Raw genomic sequence first — 26,138 nt, 5'->3', positions numbered from 1 at the left:
TCCGCATGGCATTGAAAATCTTCGGACCGCTCTACGAGCGCACCATCACCTGGGCCCGACATCGCCACGCTCCGGCCTATCTGACCGGGCTGAGCTTCGTCGAGGCGATCATCTTCCCGATCATGCCCGAGGTGATGCTGGCGCCGATGTCGGTGGCCCAGCCCAAGCGCGCGTTCTGGTTCGCGACCTTGAGCATCATCGGCTCGATGCTCGGCGCGCTGGTCGGCTACGCGCTCGGCCACTACGCGTTCGAGGCGCTCAAGCCGGTATTCGCCGCGCTCGGCATGCTGCCCTCGATCGAAGCCGGCATCGCCACGGTGCAGGCCAAGATGGTCGAGTCGCCGTGGGCGGTGTTCACCTTCCTGGTGCTCGGCGGCTTCATGCCGATTCCGATGAAGGTGTTCACCTGGGCGTCGGGCATCGTCGGCGTGCCTATGCTGCAATACCTCCCCAGCATGTTCATCGGCCGGGCCAAGCGGGTGTACCTGCTGGCGCTGGCGATCCGCATCGGCGGTGAACGCGCCGAAGCGGCGCTGCGGCGCTACATCGAGCCGATCGGCTGGATCGCGACCGCGGTGGTCGTGGTCGGCATCGCGGTGCTGGTCTGGCATTCACAGCGCTGAGGCGCGGGTCCGGCCACACTCGCGCGGCGGCATTGGACATTCGAGACACCACGCGCCCGGCGAGCGGCGCGGCAAGAGGACGAACATGAGCGAGACGACCCGAACCCCGACCCTGGCGATGGCCGCCTGCCTGCTGGCCACGCTCGCCCTGATCGGATGTTCGAGCACGGTCGTCCGCGAACCTTCCCGCGGCGGCTCGCGCGGCGGCGGCAGCCGGCCCTCGACCCCGGCGCAGCGGCCCTCGGTGGCCAAGCCCGGCGCGACCGTGGTCGTGCAGCGCGGCGAAGGCCTGTACCGCATCGCGGTCAACAACGGCATCCAACTGGCCGATCTGGCCGCGTGGAACGGCCTGTCGCCGCCGTACAGCCTGTATCCGGGCCAGCGCCTGAAGCTGTATCCGCCCGGTCGCGGCGGCTCGTCCTCGTCGTCGGGTTCCTCGTCGTCGGGCGGCTCGACCGCGACCCGTCCGAGCGCGCCCGCGCCGGCGCCGGCCGCGCCGATCGACAGCGGCATCCGCTGGCGCTGGCCGGCCGACGGCCCGCTGCTGGGCCGCTTCGTCGCCAACGAACCGACCAAGCAGGGCGTCGACATCGGCGGCGCCCCCGGCACCCCGGTGCGCGCGGCCGCCGACGGCGTGGTGGTGTACTCGGGCACGGGCTTGGTCGGCTATGGCGAGCTCATCATCGTCAAGCACAACGAGCAGTGGCTGTCGGCGTACGGCCACAACCGCAAGCGGCTGGTCAACGAAGGCCAACTGGTCAAGTCCGGCGAGCAGATCGCCGAGATGGGCCGCAGCGGCGCGGCGCGCGATCAGCTGCACTTCGAGGTGCGCTACAACGCCAAGCCGGTCGATCCGCTGTTGTATTTGCCGGCGAAGTAACCGGCCCGCGAACCGTCTGAAGGATCGGTATGCCGTCATCGCCGGATGAAACGCGGGTCCAGACGCTGCCCGACCCGCACGACGATGACGACGACCGCTGGGAACTCGAGGACGGCAGCGGCCTCGCGCTGGGGGAAATCCGGACCCGGCCGCTCAACGCGCGAGACCGCGAGGCATTGGTCTCGGCCCGGTCGGGCGCCAGCGGAATCATAGGGTTTCTGGGCGCGATCGCCCTCATCGTCGCGATCGTATTCGGTCTGGTCGGGATGTACCGGCTCGACGTTCGCGTGGTCGCGGCCATCGTCGTGAGCGTCGTCGGCGTTCTGGCCGCGGTGGCTTTGATGATGTCGAGACAAGACGCCAGGCTGCGCCGCGATCTCGATGCCGGCATCCAGCTGATCGTGTCGGGCCGCATCGGCGATATGGATTCCGAGGAGGGCGACGGCCCCGGCTTCGTCCGCGTGCTCAGCGACGAAACGCCGCCGCGGGAGCTGCGGTTTTTCGTGGAAAAGCGATTGTACCTGCGGCTCAAGCCGAAAGATTCCGTGCGCATCGCCTACGTTCCGCTCAGCAACACCCTGCTGCGTCTGCGAACCGACTCCTTTAGCTATTCGCTGCGTCGAAAGTCGGATTGATCGCGCTCTGCGACGGCCGCGGCGCCAGCGAGCGGCTTTCGCGGCGGCCGCGCTCAAGCCTTCGGCGGATGCGGATCGAGCCGCCGCTGCGGCGCGGCGTACTCGTACTCGCCGTCGATCAGATTCAACAGATAGTGCGATTTGGGCGAATACGCCACGCGCACGCGGTCGCCGAGCCGCACCGTTTCATAGCAATGCCAGTACACCGAGAAACCCGGCGGCGGATTCGCGTTCGGATCGTCGCCGGGGTCGAACGCGATTTCGATGCGATACCCCGGCGGCCAGCTCTCGCCGTCGTCGTGGCTCCACATGCGCGCGACCGTGCCTTCGCGCCAGCGCTTGACGCCAGCGGCGAGGTCGGCGCGCAGGTCCAGTTGGTCGCGGCAGATCGTGTACGACAAGCCCAGCGCGATCAGCATCAGCGCGCCGAAGCCGAACCAGGCCCACGGCGAGAACGCTTCGTCGGAGCGGATCAGCACCACCAGCATCGAGACGAACAGCGCCGCGTTGATCGCGAAGCTCGCCTGCGGCCAGACCTCGATTTGTTTCGAACGCAGATACTCGCGTTCGCGCGCGTCCAGCGGCGCATCCGCGCGCGGCGATTCGTGCGCGTTCATGGCGGCGGCGGATGCGGATCGAACTGGCGATCCACGGCGACGTATTCGTAATCGCCCTCGCTCAGGTACAGCAGCCGCAGCGACTGGGGCGCATAGGCGATGCGCACGCGCCGGTCGGTCGAAACGGCTTCATAGCAGCTCCACGGCACCGAGAAGCGCGTCGGCAGCGTGGGGTCGTCGCCGTCGAGGGCGACGTAGATGCAGTAGATCGGCGGCCAGCTTTCGCCGTCGTCGCGCTTCATCACGCCGGTGAGCGTGCCTTCGCGCCACAGTTTGACGCCGGCGGCGAGATCGTCGCGCAGGTTGGAGTGGTCGAAGGATTCGCTGAGCGCGAGCAAGGCCAGGAACCCGATCGCCAGCGCGATCCCGGCGATCGGCCAGAAGCCGCGCATCTCGGGCTCGAAGTAAATCGCCGGCACGAAGCACGCCACCGCGATCGCGGTGGTCGTCCACAGCAGCCACGGCGCGCCGCGCGATTGTTTGGCGCGCAGAAAGTCGCGCTCGCGCTGATCCAGCGGCGCGCTGTCCGCGGGGGCGGGCGGCGCCGCGGGAACGGCGGCCGGGCTGTCTTGGGTCATGCGCCACCTTGCGCGGGGGATCGCGGCGGTCCGATGCGTCGGCGCCGTTATAACGCCGTGCGGCGCCGGCGCCAACCCGGGTTCGTCCCAGGCGGGATTTCGCGGCTGTGTTCGTCGCCGCGGCCGTGCGCGGGCGCGATGCGCGTGCGAAGCGCCGCCGAGCCGAGGTCGATCGACGGGCGAGCCGTCGCCGCGCGGATCAACCGCCCAGCACGAACCCGGCGACCACGCGCCGGCCTTCGCCGGCGAGCACGTTGAAGGTGCGCGCGGCGGCGGCGTTGGTCATCGATTCCAGGCCGACCTTGCGCTGCAGGCTGGCGGCCAGGGTCGCCGTCGGCGGGAACGCCTGGACGGCGCCGCAGCCGAGCACGATCAGCTCCGGCTGCAGCGCGAACAGCGGTTCCAGGTCCTCGATGCGCAGGCTGCGCACGTCGGTCACCGCCCAGTCTTCGATCAGCGCGTTCGGCGCCAGGATGAAGCTGCGCTCGATCCGGCGGTCGTTGACCAGGGCCGCGCGGCCGTCGGCGCCGCGCAGGAAGAACTCGTGGTCGGGGCGTTCGAGAGTCAGTTGCATAGGGCGGGAATCGGGAATGGGGAATCGGGAATGGCGGGAGCGGGGAGGGGCGGCGTTGGCCGATTCTCTATTCCCGATTCCCCACTCCCGGCCCTTAGGCCCGCGGCAGCACGATCTGGCGCTTGTCCTTGCTCGCCCGGTACAGCACCGCGGTGTGGCCGATGCGCTGGACCAGGGCGGCGCCGGTGCGCTCGGCGATGGAGTCGATCAGGGCGTCGCGGGCGTCGCGGTCCTCGGCGCCGACCTTGACCTTGATCAGCTCGTGGTGCTCCAGGGCGAGGTCGATTTCGGCGATCAGGGCGTCGGTCACCCCTTTACCGCCCACCTGCAGCATGGCCTTGAGATCATGGGCCTGTCCGCGCAGGAAACGGGTCTGGGCGGAGGTCAGCAGGGTCGGCATCGGGACACACGAACTAAGCGGAAAGGGCGCTCAGGGTATCATGGCCTCCCTAACCCCCACCCGGAACGGCCGCCCGCGCCCATGGCGACCCGCAGCAAGTCCAGCCAACGCTGGCTCAAAGAACACTTCTCCGACCCCTTCGTGAAGAAGGCCAAGTCCGAGGGGCTGCGCTCGCGCGCGGCCTACAAGCTCGAGGAACTGGTCGAACGCGACCGCCTGCTCAAGCCCGGCATGGTCGTGGTCGACCTCGGCGCCGCCCCCGGCGGCTGGTCGCAGTGGGTCCGCCAGGAAATGGAACGGCTGTGGCCCAAGCAGCCGGGCCGGATCGTGGCCCTGGACATCCTGGACATGCCCGGCCTGGCCGGGGTCGAGTTCATTCACGGCGACTTCCGCGAAGATGCCGTCCTGGCCCAGCTGGAAGGCACCCTGGGCGGTCAGGCCGTGGACCTTGTCCTGTCCGATATGGCCCCCAATATGAGCGGGGTGGACGCGGTGGACCTGCCGCGGGCGATGCACCTCTCGGAGCTGGCGATGGACTTCGCCGACCGGCACCTGAGGGTCGAGGGCACCTTCCTGATCAAGCTGTTCCAGGGCGTGGGCTTCGACGATTACGTGCGCGAACTGCGCCGTCGCTACGCCAAGGTCTCGATCCGCAAGCCGGCGGCCTCGCGCAAGCGGTCGCCGGAGGTCTATGCGCTGGCCCAGGGCAAACGGGCGACGCCGACCTGACCGGGGCCGCCCCGGACAGGCCGCGACGGCCGGCTTGCTGAACGAGCCGGTTCGTGAACGGCGCCCCGTACGACAGATGTACCGGGGCGGTGGGTGTGACAATCTGGCGGTTACCGCGGGCGCACGAGGCGTTCGCGGCCACGGGCCCCGCGGGGCCGCAGGGTAGGAAACAAATGAACGATTTGGCCAAGAATCTGCTGCTCTGGGTGATCGTCGCCGTCGTGCTGATGGTGGTGTTCCAGGCGTTCGGTCCGCGCAACGCCGGCACCGACGTGATCCCCTACGACCAGTTCGTCGCCCAGGTGCAGAACGACCGGGTCAAGGAGGTCCGTTTCTCCGACGACCGCACCACGATCACCGGCACGCGCAAGGACGACAGCAAGTTCACGACCTACGCCACCAGCGACCAATACCTCATCAACGACCTGATCAACCACAAGGTCGTTACCGAGCAGACCCCGCCGTCGAGCGGCCCGTCGCTCATCATGATTCTGATCAACGTGCTGCCGTGGCTGCTGTTCATCGGCATCTGGGTCTATTTCATGCGCCAGATGCAGCAGGGCGGCAGCAAGGGCGCGATGAGCTTCGGCCGGTCGCGCGCCAAGCTGCAGGGCGAGGATCAGGTCAAGGTTACCCTGGCCGACGTCGCCGGTTGCGACGAGGCCAAGGAAGAAGTCGGCGAACTCGTCGAGTTCCTGCGCGACCCGTCCAAGTTCCAGAAGCTCGGCGGCAAGATTCCGCGCGGCGTGCTGATGGTCGGTCCGCCGGGCACCGGCAAGACCCTGCTCGCCCGCGCCATCGCCGGCGAGGCCAAGGTGCCGTTCTTCTCGATCTCCGGCTCGGACTTCGTCGAAATGTTCGTCGGCGTCGGCGCCAGCCGCGTGCGCGACATGTTCGAGCAGGCCAAGAAGCACGCGCCGTGCATCATCTTCATCGACGAAATCGACGCGGTCGGTCGCCATCGCGGCGCCGGCCTCGGCGGCGGCCACGACGAGCGCGAGCAGACCCTCAACCAGTTGCTGGTCGAGATGGACGGTTTCGAGGGCGGCGAAGGCGTGATCGTGATCGCGGCGACCAACCGTCCCGACGTGCTCGACCCGGCGCTGCTGCGTCCGGGCCGTTTCGACCGTCAGGTCGTGGTCGGCCTGCCCGACGTGAAGGGCCGCGAGCAGATCCTGCGCGTGCACATGCGCAAGCTGCCGCTGCACGAAGACGTCGAGCCGATGACCATCGCCCGCGGCACCCCGGGTTTCTCCGGCGCCGACTTGGCCAACTTGTGCAACGAGGCGGCTTTGTTCGCCGCGCGCGAGAACGCCAAGGACGTGCGCATGGAGCACTTCGACAAGGCGCGCGACAAGATCCTGATGGGCGCCGAGCGCCGCTCGATGGCGATGAGCGAGGACGAGAAGAAGCTCACCGCTTACCACGAAGCCGGCCACGCCATCGTCGGCCGCGTCGTGCCCGAGCACGATCCGGTCTACAAGGTCACGATCATTCCGCGCGGCCGCGCCCTGGGCGTGACCATGTACTTGCCGGAGGGCGACAAGTACTCGATGAACCGCGTGGCGATCGAATCGCAGCTGTGCTCGCTGTACGGCGGCCGCGTCGCCGAAGAGCTGATCTTCGGCGTCGACAAGGTCACCACCGGCGCGTCCAACGACATCGAGCGCGCGACCAAGATGGCCCGCAACATGGTCACCAAGTGGGGCCTGAGCGACGAGATGGGCCCGATCGCCTACGGCGAAGAAGAGGACGAAGTCTTCCTCGGCCGTTCGGTCACCCAGCACAAGAACGTGTCCAACGAGACCGCGCGCAAGATCGACGAAGTCGTGCGCGGCATCCTGGACAAGGCTTACGGCCGCACCTCGCAAATCCTCAAGGACAACCTCGACAAGCTGCACGTGATGGCCGAGGCGCTGCTGACGTACGAGACCATCGACGCCACCCAGATCGACGACATCATGGCCGGGCGCCGCCCGGGCCCGCCGGCGGACTGGGCCAAGGCCGGCAAGCTGCCGAAGGACGACAACCGTCCCGGCGCGATCGGCGGGCCGGCGGCGCAGACGTAAGGCTTACTTCGCGTCGGTTATAAAAAAGGCGGCTTCGGCCGCCTTTTTCTTTGGCCGCGGCCGCGACGACGGCGAACGCACGGGAGGCCGCGCATGCGCAAGATCGAGGAGTTCTTCGCCCGCTACGAACGAGGGGCCAACACCTTCGACCCGGATCAGGTCGCCGCGCAGTTCACCGCGCAGTTCATGGGCGCCGATCCCAACGGCGTGGCCTGCATCGGCAACGACGCCACGTTCCGCGAGGCGATCGACGAGCGCCGGGCCTTTTTCGGCGAGATCGGTTTCCGTTCGGCGCGGGTGCTGGGCATCGAGCCGACCGCGCTGGACGAGCGCTACACCTTGGCGAAGGTGCGTTGGCGCATGGCGTTCGATCCGCCGCGGCCAACGCCTGATGCGCCGCCGCGCGTGTTCGAGTTCGACATCAGCTACGTGCTGTTCGATCCCGGCGACGGGCCGAAAGTGGCGTTCTACGTTTCCCATGAGGACGAACGCCGGACCATGCGCGAGGGCGGCCTGATCGACTGAGCGGCGCCCGCGCGGAGAGTGCGCTAGCCTACCGGTCTCTTTTCGCCGCAGGCCCGCCATGTTCGATCTGAGCCCCGTCCTGGACTGCAACGGCCGCGTCCTCAAGCTCGACCGCCCGCGGGTGATGGGCATCGTCAACGTCACCCCCGATTCGTTCTCCGACGGCGGCGCCCACGACACGCTCGAGGCCGCGGTCGCGCACGGCTTGCGGCTCGCGGCGGAGGGTGCGGACATCCTCGACATCGGCGGCGAATCGACCCGTCCCGGCGCCGCCGAGGTGTCCGTCGAGGAAGAACTGCGCCGCACGATTCCGGTGATCGAACGCCTCGCGCGCGAGACCGCGCTGCCGCTGAGTATCGACACGTCCAAGCCCGAGGTCATGCGCGCCGCGGTCGCCGCCGGCGCCGGGCTGATCAACGACGTCTACGGCCTGCGCCGCGAGGGCGCGCTCGACGCCGCCGCCGAGCTCGGCGTGCCGGTCGTGCTGATGCACATGCAGGGCGAGCCGCGCTCGATGCAGCACGAGCCGCGCTACGACGATGTCGTCGCCGAGGTGCACCGCTTCCTGGCCGAGCGCATCTTCGCCGCCGAGATGGCCGGCATCGCCAAGAAGCGCATCCTGGTCGATCCGGGCTTCGGCTTCGGCAAGACCCTGGCGCACAACCTCACGCTGCTCGCGCAATTGGAGCGCTTCGCCGAACTCGGCGTGCCGGTGCTGGCCGGGCTGTCGCGCAAGCGCAGCATCGGCGAGCTGACCGGCCGCGACGCGCCCGCCGAGCGCGTGTACGGCTCGGTCGCCGCGCATCTGATCGCGGCCCAGCGCGGCGCGCGCCTGCTGCGCGCGCACGACGTCGCCGCCACGGTCGACGCCTTGAAGGTGTGGGATGCGGTGGCCGCGCAGGCCCAGCCGCGCCGCGCGGCGGCGCCGGCGATGCCCAAGTGGCCCGACGAGGATTGAAGCGACGCGGCGCTTCGTCGCCGGCATGCATCGCTACGCACGCACTGGCGAAATTTTCGCCAGTTTCCCGAAAGCCTTGGCGTTGCAGGCGTGAAACCCGATTCCACTGCGTGTATCCCAGTGCTTGTCCACAGGCTGTGTGGATAGCGACGCGCTTTCGATGCGGGGCGGCTAAGAGGAAATGCCAAAAAACGCAAGGCCACGACGTTGCGGCGCTTCGTCGCCGAGCATGGCCGACGCGAAAATCCGCGATGGACAAAATATAGCCAATCTCGCCGAACCCTTGCGGCGTAAGGCGTGAAACCCGATTCCAACGCGTGTATCCCAGTGCTTGTCCACAGGCTGTGTGGATAGCGACGCGCTTTCGATGCGGGGCGGCTAAGAGGACATGCCGAAAAACGCAAGGCTTCGGCCTCGCGACGCCTCGTCGTCGAGCATGGACGGCGCGGAAATCCACAGTGGACAAAAAACAGCCAATCTTGCCGAAGCCTTGCGGCGTAAGGCGTGAAACCCGATTCCACTGCGTGTATCCCAGTGCTTGTCCACAGGCTGTGTGGATAGCGACGCCGCATCGAGGAGAGGCGTCTAGGGAAAAACATGGGAAAACGCAAGGCCGCGGCGTCGCGGCGCGTCGTCGCCGAGCGTCGTCGCGGCGAAAATCCGATCTGGACAAAAAATAGCCAATCTCGCCGAGGCCTTGCGGCGCAAGGCGTGAAACCCGATTCCAACGCGTGTGTCCCAATGCTTGTCCACAGGCTGTGTGGATAGCGTCAGCGCCGAACAGCGGGCGTTCCCGCAGAAGCGAGCGCCCGCGGCGCCTCGCGTGCCTGCGGACGGGGCAGGGCGGCGAAAATTTCCAGCGTGCCCTGGTGCGCCGCAACACGCCGGCGGCGCTGAAGGCGCGCATCGCGCACCGCCCACGGCAAGCGCCGCGGCGCGCGGACAAAAAATCGCCAATCTCCCCAAAGCCCCGCCGCATAAGGCGTGAAACCCGATTCGCGCCCGCGTGTCCGCACGCTTGTCCACGGGCGCTGCGGACAGCGTCGCGTGCGCCGGGCCGGGATGCCGATGCCCGCGGCAATGTCAAGGAAATTCACTGGTCAATTTCTCGCCAACTCTCTTGCAATGCTTATGCCGCAAGGCTTCGCGCGTGCAATCGAAAAACTGTCCGCAGGCTTGTCCACAGGGGATGTGGACAACTGCAACGGACTGGTCAAGAAATGTGCAAATTCTGCTTAAGTCGGGTCCGATGAGAGCGGGGGCGGCCGGCGCAAAGGCTTGCCGCAGCGCGCTTGCGCACCGGTCGGGGCGGCGCCGCGGCGACGGCGGGCCGGCTTTCGCGGGCCGCGCGCCTGTGCGAGGCTGCGCGTCGCGTCCGCTTCGCCCCGCCGCATCCGCATGAGCGCTTCCCACGACCCGCGCCCGCTCGCCATCGCCCTGATGGGCCCGACCGCTTCGGGCAAGACCGCGCTCGCCCTGGAGTGGGCCCAGCGCCTGGACGCGGAGATCGTCAGCGTCGATTCGGCCCTGGTCTACCGCGGCCTGGACATCGGCGCGGCCAAGCCCAGCGCGGCCGAGCAGGCGGCGGTGCCGCACCATCTGATCGACGTGCGCGAGCCGTGGCAGGCGTATTCGGCGGCCGAGTTCGCCGCCGACGCGCGCCGGGCGATGGAGCAGATCGCCGCGCGCGGCCGCGTCCCGATCCTCGCTGGCGGCACCGGGCTGTACTTCCACGCCTTGCTGCGCGGCCTGTCGGACATGCCCGAGGCCGATCCGGCCACCCGCGCCGCGCTGACCGCGGAGGCGGCCGAACGCGGCTGGGCCGCGCTGCACGCCGAACTGGCCGCGCTCGACCCGGAGGCCGCCGCGCGCATCCACGCCACCGACGCTCAGCGCATCCAGCGCGCGCTCGAAGTTTGGCGTCTGTCGGGACGCACCATCAGCGAGTGGCGCCGCGCCTCGGCCGGGCGGCCGCGGCTGCCGTTCCGGGTGCTCAAGCTGGTGCTGGCGCCGGCCGACCGCGCGGTGCTGCACGCGCGGATCGAGCGGCGCTTCGACGCGATGCTGGCCGCCGGCTTCCTCGACGAAGTCCGCGCGCTGCGCGCCTGGCCGGGTCTGGCCGGGCATCCGAGCCCGCTGGAGCTGCCGGCGATCCGCGCGGTCGGCTACCGCCAGGCCTGGGAACACCTCGACGGCGCGTTCGACGCGGCCGAGCTGCGCGACCGCGGCATCTACGCCACCCGGCAACTGGCCAAGCGCCAGTTGACCTGGCTGCGCGGCGAACTTGACGCGCGCTGGTTCGATCCTTTGCGCGACGCGGCCGAACTCGAGCATGCCTTGAGGCTGTTCGCCGATGCCCCCGCGCGCGCGCCGGTCCAGAGCGCTTAGCGCCGCCCGGAGTGGGGCGCGCAAACCCGGACCCGGGTCGCAATGTTTGCTCGCACTTGCGTTAACATCGGGCGGGTCGCCCCTGTGGGGACAACAGCCGGCGATACGGAAGCGCTCGTGACCCGGGCTCCGGGCCAAGCCGCCCGGGCTCCCGCGATGGGGCGCGCCGTCCTAATAACTAGAACATGCTGGGGAATTAGAAGATGTCTAAGGGGCAATCCCTGCAGGATCCTTTCCTGAATGCGCTGCGTCGCGAACGTGTGCCGGTTTCGGTCTACCTGGTCAACGGCATCAAGCTGCAGGGCACGATCGAATCTTTCGACCAATTCGTGGTGCTGTTGCGCAACACCGTCAGCCAGATGGTTTACAAGCACGCCATTTCCACCGTGGTCCCCGCGCGCAACGTCCGCGTCGGCCCGGGCGGCGGCTACGTGCAGTCCGCGGACGGCAGCGACGGCGGCGACGAGAACGAATAAGCGCCGGACTCGGTCGGGAGAATTGAGAAACCGGCGCGGCGCCTCCATCTGCCAGGGTTCGTCCCCGGGTCCGGCCCGCCAGCTTTCTTCCTAATCGATGTTCGAACGTTCCAAGAAGGGCGAGCACGCCCTGCTGATCCAGCCTCACTCCGGCGGCGCGCCGGAGGAGGACCTGCTGGAAGAGTTCGCCGATCTGGCGCGCTCGGCCGGCGCGTCCGTGGCCGCGGTGCTGACCGCGCGGATCGACCGTCCCAATGCGGCCACGTTGATCGGCAGCGGCAAGCTCGACGAGGTCAAGGCCGCGGCCGAGGCCACCGGCGCCGACCTGATCCTGGTCAACCATCCGCTCAGCCCGGGCCAGGAGCGCAACCTCGAGCGCTTCCTCGAACGCCGCGTGGTCGACCGCACCGGCCTGATCCTGGACATCTTTTCCCAGCGCGCGCGCAGCGCCGAGGGCAAGCTGCAGGTCGAACTGGCCCAGCTCAAGCACATGGCCACGCGGCTGGTGCGCGGCTGGACCCACTTGGAGCGCCAGCGCGGCGGCTCCATCGGCCTGCGCGGCCCCGGCGAAACCCAGCTGGAAACCGACCGCCGCCTGTTGCAGAAGCGCCTGGAGCAATTGCAGAAGCGCCTGGACAAGGTCGAAGTGCAGCGCACCCAGATGCGCCGCGCGCGCCTGCGCAGCGAACTGCCGCGGGTGGCGCTGGTGGGCTACACCAACGCCGGCAAATCCACGCTGTTCAACGCGCTGACCGGCGCCGACGCCTACGCCGCCGACCAACTGTTCGCCACCCTCGACCCGACCGTGCGCCGGATCGAGCTGCCGGGCGGCGGCGTGGTCCTGGCCGACACCGTCGGCTTCGTCCGCGATCTGCCGCACGAGCTGGTCGCCGCGTTCCGTTCGACCTTGTCGGAAGCGCGCGAAGCCGACCTGCTGCTGCACGTCATCGACGCCGCCGACCCGCACCGCGACGAGCGCATCGCCCAGGTCGACGCGGTGCTGGCCGAAGTCGGCGCCGGCGATCTGCCGCAGCTGCTGGTGTTCAACAAGATCGACCGGCTCGACGGCGTCGCCCCGCGCGTGGACCGGCCGGGCGAGGAGCGCCACCGGGTGTGGCTGTCGGCGCGCGCCGGCGAGGGCCTGGACCTGCTGCGCGAGTCGCTCGCGCAAGCGCTGCAGTTGCGCCGCGTTCAGGGCGGCGTGCGGATCGCGCCGCGCGACGCGCGCCTGCGCGCGCGCTTGCACGAGCTCGGCGCGGTGCGTTCCGAGCAGGCCGACGAGCACGGTTGGCTGGTCGAAGTCGACATGGCCGTGGCCGACGCCCAGCGCCTGTTCGCCCAGGCCCATGGCGAGCCGTTGCGGCCCTTGCTTGAGACGGTGGAGACCCCCACCTAGAATCGACAGGTTCGCGCGCGCCTGAATGCGCGCGCGAGCCGCCGCGGACGTCCCAGCGTCCGCGGACCGGCGCCGGCCCTGCCGCGGGCCGGTGCTCGGACGGAACCGCCGCCTTGGGCGCGCGCTTCGTCCGGCGTCCACTTTCTTAGGAGCAGGCATGGCCTGGAACACCCCCGGCAGTGACAATTCCGGCGACAACCGACCGTCGCGGCAACGCAAACCCCAAGGCCGCGGCCTGGACTCCCTGATCGATTCCGCGCGCGGCCTGTTCGGCAACGGCGGCGGCGGGATCCTGCGCTGGGTCGGCCTGCTGGTGGCCCTGTGGCTGGTGTTCAACTGCTTCGTGCTGGTGACCGAGCAGGAGCGCGGCGTGGTCCTGCGCTTCGGCACGTTCTCGCGCGTGCTCCAGCCCGGCCCGCACTTCAAGCTGCCGTGGCCGGTGGAGAGCGTGAAGAAGGTCAACGCGACCCAGAGCAAGGCCTACAGCGAAAACGTTCCGGTCCTGACCCGCGACGGCAACATGGTCAACGTCGAGATCAACGTGCAGTACCGGATCGAGTCGCCGCGCCAGTTCCTGTTCGGTTCGCGCGAACCCGAGGAAGTGCTCAAGCAGGCCGCGCAGAGCGCGGTGCGCGAGCAGATCGGACGCTCCGACCTGGACACCGTGCTCGGCTCGCGCAGCGTGCTGACCACCCAGGTGCGCCAGCGCCTGCAGGCCTCGCTGAAGGACTACGAGACCGGCCTGACCGTCACCGAGCTCAATCTGCCCAACGCGCGCCCGCCGGACGACGTCAAGGACGCCTTCGACGAAGCCCAGCGCGCCAACGCCGACAAATCCACCGCGATCAACGAGGCCCAGGCCTACGCCAAGAAGATCGTGCCGGAAGCGCGCGGCGACGCGCAGCGCATCCGCACCACCGCCGAGGGCTACAAGACCTCGAACGTGGCCCGCGCGCAAGGCGACGCGGCGCGCTTCAGCCTCTTGGTCGAGCAGTACAAGGGCGCGCCGGACGTCACCCGCAAGCGCCTGTGGCTGGACGCCGTGCAGGACGTGCTGAGCCAGAACCGCAAGATCGTCGGCGGCGATTCCAAGCAGATCCTGTACGTGCCGATGAGCGACCGCAACGGCGTGCCGGTGACCCCGGGCCCGGTCAGCGTGCCGCTGAACCAGCCCGAGCTGCTGCCGTCGGTGACCGCGACCGATTCGACCGTGCCCAACATCGGCCGCCCCACGCGCCCGAAGACCCGCGATGAGGTGATGCGATGAGAGTTCCTGCCCTGATCGCAGCGGGCGTGGCCCTGCTGCTGGCCCTGCTGGGTTCGGTGTTCGTGGTCAACGAAGGCCACAGCGCGATCGTGTTCCGCCTCGGCACCGTGGTGCGCGAGGACGTCGGCCCGGGCCTGCGCTTCAAGTGGCCGCTGATCGAAACCGCGCGCACCTTCGACCGCCGCCTCAAGGTGCTGCCGGCCGAACCCGAGCGTTACCTCACCGCCGACAAGCTCGACGTCAGCGTCGACTTCTTCGCGCTCGGCCGGATCGAGGACATGCGCCGCTTCTTCCAGGCCACCGGCGGCAACGAAGACGTCGCGGCCGAGCGGCTGGCGCCGATCATCCGCGATTCGCTGCGCAACGAGATCAACTCGCTCAAGCTGCTCGACGTGGTCAAGGGCGATCGCGAGGCCGTGGTCGGCAAGCAGTTGGAAGCGATCAACCGCGGCGCCTCGACCTTGGGCGTGAAGATCCTCGACATCCGGATCAAGCGCATCGACCTGCCGCAGGACAGCAACGTGCTGCAGTCGGTCTACAACCAGATGCGTTCGCAGCGCCTGCAGGTGGCGAGCCAGTTGCGCGCGGAAGGTTTCGAGCAGTCGCAGGCGATCCGCGCCGCGGCCGACCGCGACAAGACCGTGATCCTGGCCGAGGCCGAGCGCGACGCGCAGCGCCTGCGCGGCGAGGGCGACGCCGAGGCCGCGCGTCTGTACGGCGAGGCGGCGTCGAAGGACCCCTCGTTCTTCGCCTTCCAGCGCAGCCTGGATTCCTACCGCAAGGCGTTCGCCGACGGCCAGAGCGTGATCGTGCTCGACCGCGACGATCCGTACCTGCAGTACCTCAAGTCCGATCGCTGAGGCCGGCCGATGGCCGGCGAGGTGTGGCGGGCCTTGTGCCTGGTGGCGGTGTTCGAGGGACTGGTGCTGTTCGTGTCCCCCGGCGGTTGGAAACGCGCCGCCGAGCAACTGCGTTCTTTGCCCGACCCGCATCTGCGCGCGGTCGGGGGGATCGTGGTGGCGATGGCGGTGACCGCGCTGTGGTGTTTGCGCAGCGGGTGAGCGAGGGGCGGGCGCGATGCCCGCTCGCCTCCGGTACCTCGATACCTCGATACCGTCATTCCGGCGAAAGCCGGAATCCATTTTGATCTTGCTCCGACCTTGCGCAGCCACTCGACGCAGGCGAAAGCAAAATGGATTCCGGCTTTCGCTGGAATGACGGTGAAGTGAGCGCTAAACGGTGTGGCGTCCATCGCCCAAACCGCCCAGCGCCTCGCTCACCCAATCTCCCGCCGCTTGACCGTCTTCAAGCGCGCGCCGCGATGCCGATCACCCGAATGCGGATATGTCCGCGCGCGCCGCGAATCCTTCCCGCGGCGTCCCAATTCGTTCCCGCCTTCGCGCTGTTCCGCGCGCCGCATACCGTCTAGAAATCTCGAAGCGCCGGCGTCTGCGCGGTCGCGCGGCGCAGAGCCCCGTGCCGTGCGTCGTTCGTCGGGGCCGCCGCGGTGTCGCTGCCGCAGTGAGAATCGCATCGCTTCAAGGGCGCGCCGCGCGTCGGACCGCGGCGCCGCTGCGGGCCCGGCGCAAGGCCGGGCCCGCGTTTTTATCGATGGGTGGGATGTCCCGGCGCGGAGCGCGGCCGGGGAGGGTGGGGCGAGCGGCCTGGATTGGATCGAGTCGGGTCGGGTCGAGAGTCGGGTCGAGTCGGGCGGCGCCAAGCACCCAGAGCGGCCACGACGGCCGCTTTGAACCCCGTAGCGCGGCCTCCCGGCCGGGCTGGCAGATGAACGCCGCCGCCCCGTCCCAGGATTCCGCCAGAATCGGACCGTTTTGGGGTGGCCTTGGCCCCCCGAAACCCGGATAATGCACAAAAGCCGGCCGGGGCCATCCCCGCCGGCTTTTTTCCGTTCATGGCCCTGTGGCGCGGCATCGGCTGCGACTGGGCGCGGGCGGACCTTGCGGCGAAAGCCGCCTTCACAGCTAAAAAGCGCAGGAGTTTGGACTCATGGGTCAGTCAGTCGTCGTTCTCGGTGCCCAGTGGGGCGATGAAGGCAAGGGCAAGATCGTCGACCTGCTGACCGAGCAGATCGGCGCCGTCGTGCGCTTCCAGGGCGGCCACAACGCCGGCCACACCTTGGTCATCGGCGGCAAGAAGACGGTGCTGCACCTGATCCCGTCCGGCATCCTGCGCGAAGGCGCGCTGTGCCTGATCGGCAACGGCGTGGTGCTCAGCCCGGCGGCGCTGCGCAAGGAGATCGAGGAGCTGGAAGCCACCGGCGTGGAAGTGCGTTCGCGCCTGAAGATCAGCCCGGCCACCCCGCTGATCATGCCGTACCACATCGCCCTGGATCAGGCCCGCGAAAAGGCCGCCGGCGGCAAGGCCATCGGCACCACCGGCCGCGGCATCGGTCCGGCGTACGAAGACAAGGTCGCGCGCCGCGGCATCCGCGTCGCCGACCTGCATTACCCGCAGCAGCTCGCCGAACTGCTGCGCAGCGCGCTGGACTACCACAACTTCGTGCTGACCAAGTACCTGGGCGTGGACGCGGTCGACTACCAGAAGACCTTGGACGAAGCGCTGGAATTCGGTGAATACGTGCAGCCGATGAAGTCCGACGTCGCCGGCATCCTTCACGACCTGCGCAAGCAGGGCAAGCGCGTGCTGTTCGAAGGCGCGCAGGGTTCGCTGCTCGACATCGACCACGGCACCTATCCGTACGTGACATCAAGCAACACCACGGTCGGCGGCGCGCTCGCCGGCACCGGCGTGGGCGCGGATTCGATCGACTACGTGCTCGGCATCGCCAAGGCCTACGCCACCCGCGTCGGCGGCGGCCCGTTCCCGACCGAACTGGACGACGAAGTCGGCCAGGGCATCCGCGACCGCGGCCAGGAATACGGCGCCACCACCGGCCGTCCGCGCCGCTGCGGCTGGATCGACATCGTCGCGCTCAAGCGCGCGGTGGCGATCAACGGCATCACCGGCCTGTGCATCACCAAGCTCGACGTGCTCGACGGCATGAAGACCTTGAAGATCTGCATCGCCTACGAATACCGCGGCAAGCGCACCGAATACGCGCCGCTGGACGCGGCCGGCTGGGACGAGTGCACGCCGGTGTACTTGGAATTCCCGGGCTGGGACGAGAACACCCACGGCATCACCGAGTGGGACAAGCTGCCGCCGGCTGCCCGCGCCTACCTGCGCGCGCTGGAAGAACTGGCCGGCTGCCCGCTGGCGATCGTGTCGACCGGTCCGGACCGCGACCACACGATGGTGCTGCACGATCTGTGGTCGTGAGCGCTAATCGGTAAGCGATGAGAAAAGCCCCGCGAAAGCGGGGCTTTTCTTTTGCGCGGCGTGCGAACGGCCGCGGCGTTCGGCGATTCGCGCGGCGCGACGATTCGCGACCATTCGCGACGTTCGCGGGTTGGCGATGTTCGAGCCGTCCACGCCGTGGAAATGGATCGCCAGTCGCGGAAATCCAGCGTTCCGTCGGAGTGAAGGGTGAACATCACTCTCAGCGAGCCCGCCACGGTGCCGTTGTTGCGGTCTATGAAACGAAGTTCGATCTCGGCGGCGCCGCCCGAGCAGGTCACCCACGGGCGTTCTTGATAGGCGCCGTCGGGTATGCGTTGGTCGATCTGTTGGATCCAACGCTGCGCGACCGCTTTGCGGCCCTTGGACAGCCGCAGGATGCGCGAGCGGAATCCGATCCCGTCGAAGCGTTCCAGGCATCGGTCGGGCGTCCTTTCGCATCGGGCGTAGCGCGGTTGACCGCTGTGAATCCCCCCACGCCGCGCACTGTCAACCGCCGTTCCCCACCGCCCGCCATTACGGCGCCATGCCGCCGCGGATTGGTTCCAACCCGTCCACATTGAAACCGCCACCCCGCGCCCAGCGGGCGTGGGCGACTGCCTATCCTGAGCTCCCCCGATCAGCCGATTCCCCGCCATGAAAAAGAACATCCTCATCGTCTACGCCCACCCCGAACCGGCCTCGCTCAACGGCGCGCTCAAGGACGCGATGCGCGAGCATCTGCTCGCGCAAGGGCACGCGGTCGAAGTCAGCGATCTGTATGCGATGGGTTGGAAAGCTGCGGTGGACGCGGCCGATTTTCCGCAGCGCGACGCGTCGGCGCGGTTGCGGGTGCCGAAGGATTCGCACACCGCGTTCGCCGGCGACGCGCTCACCGACGACGTGCGCGCCGAGCAGGAGAAACTGCGCCGCGCCGACGCGCTGATCCTGCAATTCCCGCTGTGGTGGTATTCGATGCCGGCGATCCTCAAGGGCTGGTTCGACCGGGTCTATTCCTACGGTTTCGGTTACGGCGTGGGCGAGCATTCCGACACCCATTGGGGCGATCGCTACGGCGAGGGCACCCTGGCCGGCAAGCGCGCGCTGGTCTCGGTCACCGTCGGCGGCTGGCAGCCGCATTACTCGCCGCGCGGGATCAACGGGCCGATGGACGATCTGCTGTTCCCGATCAATCACGGCGTGCTGCATTACCCGGGCTTCGAGGTGCTGCCGTCGTTCGTCGCCTACCGCAGCGACCGGGTCGCCCCGGAGCAGTTCGAGGAGACCCGCGCGGCCTTGCTGCGGCGTCTGGACGGGCTGTGGACCGACGCGCCGATTCCTTTCCGCCGCCAGAACGGCGGCGATTACGAGCTGCCGTCGCTGGAGCTCAAGCCCGGCCGCGAGGCGGGCGGCGAGCGCGGTTTCGCCTTGCATCTGGCGCCGGCCGTCGCGGCCGCCTGAACCCGCTCCGAGCCGCAAAGGACAGGTACCTGAACGTCGAAGCCGTCTGAACGTATGGCGGAAGCGTGCTTACTGGCACAAAATAATTGTGCTGTTCGTCACATTTCTGTTCAGTTCGTTCAGGCGGTAACTCGCCGCTCGCAGCCGGACGCCGCGCCCCCGGGGCGCGCCGTGCCTCCCGCCGTAGCGGGACTCCGGTCGAGCGCCGCGGCGTACAGGGGGAGTTCGACGGCTATGAAGAAGTTCTGCAAGCGCGGCCCGCGAGGGTCGCGCATCGCGTTAGCGGCGGCGTTGGCGTGGGCGGCGGCGTTGCCGGCGCACGCTCAGGTCCAGCGCACCTTCGTCAATCTGGGCTTCGAGCAGCCCGACCTGGGCACCAACGCCTGCGTCGGCTTCTTCGTCGGCCCGCAACAGGTGACCGGGTGGAACACCACCCATTCGTCGCAGGGCGCCGGCGGTTGCGGCGTCATCGCCAATCCGCTCACCGGCCCGATCCTGGAGCTGTGGGCCAACAGCTTCAACGCCACGCCCGCGCGCGCCGGCAAGCAGCACGCCGAACTCAACGCGTCGGAAGCCTCGCGCGTCTATCAGAACATCTGCCTGACCAACGGCGAGGTGATCGGTTGGCGGCTCAGCCATCGTGGCCGCAATTCGTCCAACGTGCCCGATGTGATGAGCTTCGGCATCAACGCCTCCGGCAGCACCACCACCGCGGTGACCAGCGAGATCGCGCGCATCGGCACCACCAACGACGGCACCGACCGGGTCGCACCGAACGGTACGCCGTCGTCGGCGACGCAGGGCACGATGACCATCGGCGGCACGGTCAACGGCTGGCGCGATTACAGCGGCAGCTTCACCTACAGCGGCACCACCGCCGTGCAGCAGGTCGGCTTCGCCGCGGTCAGCAGCAGCGGCGGCATTTCGCTGGGCAATTTCCTCGACGAAATCCAGATCACGCTGCGTCCCTACGTCGAGTTCGACGCGGCGAACTACACCGTGCGCGAAGGACAGACCGCCGGCGTGCCGCGCTTGCGCGTGATCGGCACCGTGCCCAGCGGCGGCATCGTCGTGCCGGTGACGATCACCGGCGGCACCGCGACCCAAGGCAGCGACTACACCGTCTCCAGCGGCAGCGGCACCACGGTCAACGTGTCGATTCCGGCCGGCACCTACGACAACGCGACCTTCGATCTGCCGATCGCGGTAGTCAACGACACCGTGATCGAAGACAACGAAACCGTGACGTTCCAGGCGCAGACCAACAGCAGCGCCTATACGCTGACCTCGACCACCACCTGCTCGACCAACGCGGCGGTGCAGAGCACGGCGACGCTGACCATCCTCGACAACGACGTCGACGTGCTCACCACCAAGCAGGTCGACAACGCCGCGCCCGCGCCGGGCGGCACGGTGCGGTTCACCGTGACCTTCCGCAACAACACGGCCAAGCCGACCGTGGGCGATACGACCATGCACGACGCCGCGGTCAGCCTCGCCGACGCGGTGCCGGCCGGGCTCACGTTCACCTCGTGGACGTGCACGGCGAGCGGCGGCGCGACCTGTCCGGCGGCCAGCGGCAGCGGCGCGATTTCGGCCGGCACGACCTTGCCGGCGGGCACCGGCGCGGCCGGCGGCGGGTTGACCTACCTCATCGACGCCAAGGTCGGCGCGAGCCAGTGTTCGGCGGTCGCCAACACCTCGACGATCCAGGCCAACGCGCCGGTCGCCGAGGGCACCTCGGCGCAATCGGGTTTCCTCACCCCGGCGCCGGGCGGCAGCGCCAACAACAGCGCCAGCGCGTCGGTCGACCCGCCGTGCGTGTCGCTGTCGTTGACCAAGAGCGACGGCAGCGCGACCTACACGCCCGGCAATCCGGCCGATTACCTGCTGCGCGCGTGCAACGCCAACGGGCCGGACGCGGCCGCCGGCGCCAGCGTCGCCGACGCCTTGCCGCGCGGCGTGAGCCTGCGCGCGCCGTGGTCGTGCCGCACCATCTCCGGCGGCGGCACCTGCCCGGCCGGCGGCGGCGCCGCGGGCGATACCAACGTCGCGGTGCCGGGGTTGCAGTTGCCGGTCGGCGCGTGCGTGGAGATCACGGTGCCGGTGAGTTTCGCGGCCAATCCGAGCGCTTACTGAGGCCGCGCACCGCGGCGATGCGGTGCGATTCGATGCGAAACGGCGGAGCGCGAGCTTCGCCGTTTTCGTATGCGCGCGCGGTTGCGGGTGCTGCCGCGAGTGTCGGTGCGGGCGCTCGCGCGTTCGTATGCGCGGGCTGGTCCGTACGCGGTTGCGGGTGCCGCCGCGGGTGTTGATGCAAGCGCCCGCGCATGGACCCGCGGTCAGCCAACGAGCGTGCCGGCGAACAGGCCGACACGCCGGCCGGCACCGGCCGGGCCGGGCCGTCAAAACGGCGAATCCAGCCCTCGGAGGCCGTTTTGTTCAGTTTTAACGCCAAAACTGTGACCTGATTCCGACTACAAGCCCACCCGGTTCTTGTTAGGCTGCCCCCTGCCACGGTACGTGGCCGTATGTCGTCTCGCGCAACGGTAGGGGAGTACCGTCGCGCCGCAGCACTCCCGCCCGCTCGGCGGGCCTCGGGGAAAGTCCGTCAGGTACTCAGGAGGAGTCGCTATGTCCGCAGTGCAGGCGCCGTCGTTGGCCGCCCAAGTATTCGCCGATCCGCTCGTGGCCGAACTGGCCGACGCCGTCGCCGCCGGCGACCGCGCGCACATCCGCCGTTTGGCCGCGCAAGCGCCCGCCGCGCTGGCCGCGCGCGGCGACAAGAACGTCACCCTGCTGGAGTGGGCGGTGTTCAACCAAAGCCCCGACGGCCTGGACGAATTGCTGGCGCTCGGCGCCGATTCTTCGCAGCCGGGCGTGGACGGTTCCACCGTCGTGCATCTGGCGGCGATGGCGCGCGATCCGGTCTATCTGGAAACGCTGCTCACGCGCGGCGCCGATCCCAACGTCGAACACGCGCACACCGGCGCCGCGCCGCTGGCCGCGGCGCTGATGGGCGAACGCGCGATCCAGTTCCGCCGCCTGCTCGTCGCCGGCGCCGATCCGCGCCACCTCGACCGCCTCGGCAACACCGCGCTGCACGTCGCCGGCAAGGTCAACCAGCCCGATCTGGCGCTGGAACTGCTCAAGGCCGGCACCGATCCGCTGGCGCGCAACGCGCAGAACGTGACCTTCCAACGCTACGCCTTCATGACCCCGCCGAGCCTGCTCAGCGCCAAGGCGCGCGGCGACCGCGACGCGCTGGCCGCGTGGATGCGCGAACACGGCATCGCCCTGGAACAGGGCTGATCCGCGCCGTTCCCGCGTTTTCGCGACCCCGCGCATGCAGCATGCGCATCAGGAATCAGGCACGCCAAGGAATTCAGGAGACCGCAGGATGAGCCAGCAGACCCCGCCGCAGTCCTTCGCCGACGAAGTGCGCGGCACGCAGGCCAAGCCGATCGACAAGACCTTGTCGCGGCTGATGGACGATCTGTACGACCAAGGCCCCGGCATCGACGGCTTCAAGCCGCTCACCGCCGACCAATTGCTGAGCAAGGGCATCGACCCGGCCGGCCTGGAAAACAAGGATTCGGGCTTCCTCGCGCGGGTGTACGGCGACGAGCACGGCCATTACGTGGTCGCCTATTCGGGCACCGACGAAGGCAAGGACTGGCTGACCAACTTCCGCCAGGGCCTGGGTTTCGAGGACGCGCAGTACAACCAGGCGATCGCGCTGGCGCGCGAGGCCAAGGTCGCGTTCGGCGACGAAGTGGTCATCACCGGGCATTCGCTCGGCGGCGGTCTCGCCGGTGCGGCGTCGATCGCCAGCGGCATTCCGGCGGTGACCTTCAACGCTTCGGGCGTGCACGACAAGACGCTGGAGCGCATCGGCATCGACGCCGACGCGGCCAAGCGCGAGGTCGCCGACAACGGCCAGATCCGCCGTTACGCGGTCAAGAACGAAATCCTGACCGACTTGCAGGAGCACAGCATCCCGCTGAAGTGGGCCATGCCCGACGCGGTCGGCCACAAGATCGAATTGCCCGACCCGGATCCGCAATCGTTCTGGCAGAAGCTGATTCCCGGCAGCGGCATCAAGCACGGCATCGACATCCATTACATCGAGGCGGTGATCAAGGCGCAGGAGCAGGCGACGCCGGGCCCGCGCGGGCACGATCCCGGCCGCGCCGGCGCGCAGCACGACGGCGCGGGCGCCGGCGTGGCCGATCCCGCGCATCCGCAGCACGGCATGTACCAGCAAGCGCTGCACGGCCTGCGCGGGCTGCCCGCGGGCGCGATGGAATTCGGCGGCGAGCAGGGCTACCGCAACGCCGCCGCGCACGCGACGGTGGACGCGAACGGGCAGGGCATGCGCGCGATCGACCACGTCATCGCCGGCCGCGACGGGCGCGGGTTCTTCGCGGTCGAAGGCGGGTTGGACGATCCGGGGCATCGCCGCGTGTTCGTCGATCAGCAGCGCACGCAGTCGCCGCCGGATCCGGCCGCGATGACGGCGGCGCCCGCGGAAACGGCGCCGGCGCAGGAAGCCAAGCGCGCGGTGTTGAGCTGAGCGAGTGCGCCGCGGCGGCTGGCCGCGGCGAACCGGTGGGAGGGCGTTCGGGCTTGATGTTTCCGGTTTCGCGGCGCGTCGCCGCTAGGCCGCGCGCATCGGCGCCGAAGCCCTCCCGCTTGCGTTTCAGCCCTTCCAGGGGCCGGCCGGCTGACGCACGGCCACGTTGAGCCGGTTCCACACATTGATGTTGGCGATCGCCAGCACCAGCGCCGACAGCGCCTTCTCGTCGTAGTGGCGCGCGGCCTCGCTCCAGATGTCGTCGGACACCGATTCGGGCCGGTCGCTGATGCGGGTCAAGGCTTCGGTCAGCGCCAGCGCGGCGCGTTCGGCCTCGTTGAAGTACGGCGCTTCGCGCCAGGCCGCGACCGCGAACAGGCGCTCGGCGGTTTCGCCGGCCTTGAGCGCGTCGCGCGAATGCATGTCGACGCAGGCGCCGCAGCCGTTGACCTGACTGGCGCGCAACTCGACCAAGGCGAAGGTGCTTGCGCTCACGCCCTGATGTTCGAGCGAGGACTTGAGCGCCCACAGCGCCTTCATCGCGTCGGGCAGCTGGTGGACGGGGTGGGGCATGCGGGCTTGCAGGGGCATGGCGGATCTCCGTTGAGGGCAGTGGACAGGGAAGCGATCCGGCGGCGCGCACCGTTCGCGCAGCGCCGGCTCGTATCGGTCTGACGAACCGGGATCGCGAAACGTGACAGCGCGGCGCGAACGCGGGCGTGTCACGTTTCATGGCCCTGCTTCGTCAGACTGGCGACCCCATCGCCGAGACACCCGCATGCGCCCTTCCGATTGGCTGGCCGAACAGTTCGAGCACCATCGCGGCCACCTGCGCGGCGTGGCCGTGCGCATGCTCGGCTCGCGCAGCGAGGCCGACGACGCGGTGCAGGAAGCGTGGCTGCGGCTGGCGCGCAGCGATGCGGTGCAGGTGGAGAACCTCGGCGGCTGGTTGACCACGGTGGTCGCGCGGGTCTGCCTGGACGCGCTGCGCGCGCGCAAGGGCCGCGGCGAGGAACCGCTGGAGCCGGCGCAAGACGAACGCGACAGCGTCGCCGACCACGCCGGCGGCCCGGAGTACGAAGCCTTGCTCGCCGATTCGCTGGGCTCGGCCTTGCTGCTGATCCTCGACACGCTGGCGCCGGCCGAACGCTTGGCGTTCGTGCTGCACGATCTGTTCGGCATGCCGTTCGAGGAGGTCGGCGCGGTGCTCGGCCACAGCACGGTCAATGCGCGCCAGCTCGCCAGCCGCGCGCGCCGGCGCGTGCAGGGCGCGGCCGCCGAGCGCGCGCAAGCGGCGCAACCGGCGTCGATCGAAAGCGCGCGCCGGCGGCGGATGGTGGATGCGTTCCTGGCGGCCTCGCGCAACGGCGATTTCGCCGCGCTGGTGAATCTGCTCGATCCGCAAGTGGAACTGCGCGCCGACGACGCGGCGGTGAGCGCCAGCGCCGTCGCCCGCGCGCAAGGCGCGCCGCGCTTGCCCGCGCAGGTGCGCGGCGCGCACGACGTGGCCGACATCTTCAAGGGCCGCGCGCACGCGGCTCGGCCGGCGCGCATCGACGGCGCGATGGGCGCGGCCTGGGCGCCGGGCGGCGAGGCGCGTGCGGTGTTCGTGTTCGCGTGGGCGCAGGGGCGGATCGCGGGGATCGAGATCGTCGCCGATCCGTCGCGGCTGGCGGCGATGCGGATCGAATGGCTGTAAGCGCCCGTTCGTTCGCGGCGAAGCCGCGGGCCCGTTCGGGTCCGCGGCTTGCGAAGCGCTTCGATCCTCGCGGCGACGCGATCGCGCCGGGCATCGTGCGCCGTCGCGGTTTTCGCCGCACGGCGCGCGGCGGTCGTCCACGCATCACTTCAACCGCTGCAACAACGCCTTCGCCACATCCGCCGCCGACGCCGGGTTCTGGCCGGTGATGAGTTCGCGATCCACCACCACGTTGGACGCCCACGGTGCGGTGTTGCTCCGATACTGCGCGCCGGCCGCCTGCAGCGCGGTCTGCGGATAGAACTTCATCGCGCCGCCGCCGAGTTGCGGTTTGGCGATCTCTTCTTCCCGATTGCTGATGACCGTGACTTGGTAGCCGCGATAGATCCACTGCGGCGGCGCCGACGGCGCGCGCCCCGCGGCCAGCGCCGTCGCGAAGCCGGCGGCGTCGGGCAGGGTGGACAGCAGCGCGATCGGGCCGTGGCAGACCAGCGCGGTGGTCTTGCCCTTGGCGTGGAAATCGCTCAGCAGCCGGCCCAGCGCCGGGCTGCGCAGCAAGTCCTGCATCGGCGCGTGGCCGCCGGGGACGTAGACCGCATCGTAGCGGTCGTAGCCGATCTGCGCGACCCGCTCCAGGCTCAGCACCGGCGATTTGTCCGGCGCGGTCAGCGCCAATTTCTCCAACAAGGCTTCATGCGCGCGCAGCGCCTGCGCGTCGCCGCCGAAGTACATCGGATCGAGCGAGCCGCGGTCCAGGGTCGGCGCGCGGCCTTGCGGGGTGGCGAAGCTGACCTCGTGGCCGGCGTCGAGCAGCGCCTTGACCGGCTGCATCAGTTCGTTGAGGTAGAAGCCGGTGCTGAAGGTCTTGCCGTCCTTCAGGTCCAGACGGTCGGAGTCGGACAGCACCACCAGCACGCGGGCGGCCTGGGCGTTGCCGAAGGACAGGGCCAGCGCCAGGGCGGCGCCGATGAGGCCGAAACGTTTCATCGC

At 69.2% G+C, this 26,138-nt stretch carries 25 protein-coding genes; 19 read left to right on the top strand and 6 right to left on the bottom strand.

All coding sequences use genetic code 11. The annotated features are described in order from the left end of the window. Positions 1-11 precede the first annotated feature (11 nt). The 3 genes from J5226_RS22225 to J5226_RS22215 all read left to right on the top strand — a co-directional run bounded on the left by J5226_RS22225 (position 12) and on the right by J5226_RS22215 (position 2,138). Entirely contained in the window at positions 12-623 is a 612-nt protein-coding gene (locus J5226_RS22225) for a YqaA family protein (RefSeq protein WP_215840534.1), read from the top strand. 118 nt (positions 624-741) lie between these two features. Continuing rightward, positions 742-1,503: a peptidoglycan DD-metalloendopeptidase family protein gene (locus J5226_RS22220; RefSeq protein ID WP_255323133.1), complete on the top strand. Its 762-nt coding sequence runs from the start codon at positions 742-744 to the stop codon at positions 1,501-1,503. 29 nt (positions 1,504-1,532) lie between these two features. After that, positions 1,533-2,138, top strand: coding sequence for a hypothetical protein (locus tag J5226_RS22215; RefSeq protein ID WP_215837092.1), 606 nt, complete (start codon positions 1,533-1,535; stop codon positions 2,136-2,138). Positions 2,139-2,191: 53 nt separating this feature from the next. On the opposite strand, the gene J5226_RS22210 is transcribed toward J5226_RS22215, so the two are convergent. From J5226_RS22210 to yhbY, 4 genes are all read right to left on the bottom strand, one after another. Continuing rightward, a complete protein-coding gene (locus tag J5226_RS22210; protein ID WP_215837090.1) occupies positions 2,192-2,755 on the bottom strand; it encodes a hypothetical protein in 564 nt (187 codons plus the stop codon). After that, positions 2,752-3,333: a hypothetical protein gene (locus J5226_RS22205; protein ID WP_215837089.1), complete on the bottom strand. Its 582-nt coding sequence runs from the start codon at positions 3,331-3,333 to the stop codon at positions 2,752-2,754. The genes J5226_RS22210 and J5226_RS22205 overlap by 4 nt, the downstream gene beginning before the upstream one ends. 199 nt (positions 3,334-3,532) lie before the next feature. Continuing rightward, the gene (locus J5226_RS22200; RefSeq protein WP_215837087.1) at positions 3,533-3,907 is read right to left on the bottom strand and encodes an Mth938-like domain-containing protein; all 375 of its coding nucleotides are present in this window, start codon (positions 3,905-3,907) and stop codon (positions 3,533-3,535) included. A gap of 94 nt (positions 3,908-4,001) precedes the next feature. Then, positions 4,002-4,307: a ribosome assembly RNA-binding protein YhbY gene (gene yhbY, locus J5226_RS22195; RefSeq protein ID WP_215837085.1), complete on the bottom strand. Its 306-nt coding sequence runs from the start codon at positions 4,305-4,307 to the stop codon at positions 4,002-4,004. 81 nt (positions 4,308-4,388) lie between these two features. Between yhbY and rlmE the strand changes: the two genes are divergently transcribed. From rlmE to J5226_RS22120, 15 genes are all read left to right on the top strand, one after another. Then, the gene (gene rlmE / locus J5226_RS22190; RefSeq protein WP_215837083.1) at positions 4,389-5,036 is read left to right on the top strand and encodes a 23S rRNA (uridine(2552)-2'-O)-methyltransferase RlmE; all 648 of its coding nucleotides are present in this window, start codon (positions 4,389-4,391) and stop codon (positions 5,034-5,036) included. 173 nt (positions 5,037-5,209) lie between these two features. Continuing rightward, a complete protein-coding gene (gene ftsH / locus J5226_RS22185; RefSeq protein WP_215837081.1) occupies positions 5,210-7,105 on the top strand; it encodes an ATP-dependent zinc metalloprotease FtsH in 1,896 nt (631 codons plus the stop codon). 93 nt (positions 7,106-7,198) lie between these two features. Continuing rightward, complete coding sequence (locus J5226_RS22180; RefSeq protein WP_215837078.1) at positions 7,199-7,630, top strand: hypothetical protein; 432 nt, start codon at positions 7,199-7,201, stop codon at positions 7,628-7,630. A gap of 58 nt (positions 7,631-7,688) precedes the next feature. Further along, positions 7,689-8,588 (top strand): dihydropteroate synthase, encoded by a 900-nt coding sequence (gene folP, locus J5226_RS22175; protein ID WP_215837076.1) that lies wholly within the window; start codon positions 7,689-7,691, stop codon positions 8,586-8,588. 1,398 nt (positions 8,589-9,986) lie between these two features. Continuing rightward, positions 9,987-10,976 carry a tRNA (adenosine(37)-N6)-dimethylallyltransferase MiaA gene (miaA, locus tag J5226_RS22170; RefSeq protein ID WP_215837074.1) on the top strand — a complete coding sequence of 330 codons (990 nt, stop codon included), beginning with the start codon at positions 9,987-9,989 and terminating at the stop codon, positions 10,974-10,976. A gap of 203 nt (positions 10,977-11,179) precedes the next feature. After that, positions 11,180-11,452, top strand: coding sequence for an RNA chaperone Hfq (gene hfq / locus J5226_RS22165; protein ID WP_096379284.1), 273 nt, complete (start codon positions 11,180-11,182; stop codon positions 11,450-11,452). 97 nt (positions 11,453-11,549) lie between these two features. Beyond that, entirely contained in the window at positions 11,550-12,848 is a 1,299-nt protein-coding gene (gene hflX / locus J5226_RS22160) for a ribosome rescue GTPase HflX (RefSeq protein WP_215837064.1), read from the top strand. A gap of 157 nt (positions 12,849-13,005) precedes the next feature. Continuing rightward, positions 13,006-14,115 carry an FtsH protease activity modulator HflK gene (gene hflK / locus J5226_RS22155; protein ID WP_215837062.1) on the top strand — a complete coding sequence of 370 codons (1,110 nt, stop codon included), beginning with the start codon at positions 13,006-13,008 and terminating at the stop codon, positions 14,113-14,115. Then, positions 14,112-14,975, top strand: coding sequence for a protease modulator HflC (locus J5226_RS22150; protein ID WP_215837055.1), 864 nt, complete (start codon positions 14,112-14,114; stop codon positions 14,973-14,975). Before hflK ends, J5226_RS22150 begins: the two co-directional genes overlap by 4 nt. A 9-nt stretch (positions 14,976-14,984) precedes the next feature. Further along, on the top strand, positions 14,985-15,176 hold the full coding sequence (locus J5226_RS22145) for a DUF2065 family protein (RefSeq protein ID WP_215837053.1): 192 nt from the start codon (positions 14,985-14,987) through the stop codon (positions 15,174-15,176). A 946-nt stretch (positions 15,177-16,122) separates the two neighbouring features. Continuing rightward, entirely contained in the window at positions 16,123-17,415 is a 1,293-nt protein-coding gene (locus J5226_RS22140) for an adenylosuccinate synthase (RefSeq protein ID WP_215837051.1), read from the top strand. A 654-nt stretch (positions 17,416-18,069) separates the two neighbouring features. Next, on the top strand, positions 18,070-18,873 hold the full coding sequence (locus J5226_RS22135; protein ID WP_215837049.1) for an NAD(P)H-dependent oxidoreductase: 804 nt from the start codon (positions 18,070-18,072) through the stop codon (positions 18,871-18,873). Between the two features lie 234 nt (positions 18,874-19,107). Next, positions 19,108-21,012 (top strand): DUF11 domain-containing protein, encoded by a 1,905-nt coding sequence (locus tag J5226_RS22130; RefSeq protein WP_215837047.1) that lies wholly within the window; start codon positions 19,108-19,110, stop codon positions 21,010-21,012. 495 nt (positions 21,013-21,507) lie between these two features. After that, the gene (locus tag J5226_RS22125; protein ID WP_215837045.1) at positions 21,508-22,185 is read left to right on the top strand and encodes an ankyrin repeat domain-containing protein; all 678 of its coding nucleotides are present in this window, start codon (positions 21,508-21,510) and stop codon (positions 22,183-22,185) included. An 88-nt stretch (positions 22,186-22,273) separates the two neighbouring features. Further along, positions 22,274-23,449 (top strand): XVIPCD domain-containing protein, encoded by a 1,176-nt coding sequence (locus J5226_RS22120; protein ID WP_215837044.1) that lies wholly within the window; start codon positions 22,274-22,276, stop codon positions 23,447-23,449. Between the two features lie 126 nt (positions 23,450-23,575). On the opposite strand, the gene J5226_RS22115 is transcribed toward J5226_RS22120, so the two are convergent. Next, entirely contained in the window at positions 23,576-24,040 is a 465-nt protein-coding gene (locus J5226_RS22115; protein ID WP_215837042.1) for a carboxymuconolactone decarboxylase family protein, read from the bottom strand. Positions 24,041-24,227: 187 nt separating this feature from the next. Between J5226_RS22115 and J5226_RS22110 the strand changes: the two genes are divergently transcribed. Continuing rightward, positions 24,228-25,148, top strand: a complete 921-nt coding sequence (locus J5226_RS22110) for a sigma-70 family RNA polymerase sigma factor (RefSeq protein ID WP_215837040.1) — start codon at positions 24,228-24,230, stop codon at positions 25,146-25,148. A 144-nt stretch (positions 25,149-25,292) separates the two neighbouring features. Here J5226_RS22110 and J5226_RS22105 read toward each other — a convergent pair whose 3' ends face one another. Beyond that, entirely contained in the window at positions 25,293-26,135 is an 843-nt protein-coding gene (locus tag J5226_RS22105) for a type 1 glutamine amidotransferase domain-containing protein (RefSeq protein WP_215837038.1), read from the bottom strand. Between the last annotated feature and the right edge of the window lie 3 nt (positions 26,136-26,138).

The sequence above is a fragment of the Lysobacter sp. K5869 genome, from assembly GCF_018847975.1.
Classification (GTDB): Bacteria; Pseudomonadota; Gammaproteobacteria; order Xanthomonadales; family Xanthomonadaceae; genus Lysobacter.
The sequence above is the reverse complement of the archived record's forward strand: the minus strand, read 5'-3'. Positions and strand labels throughout refer to the sequence as shown.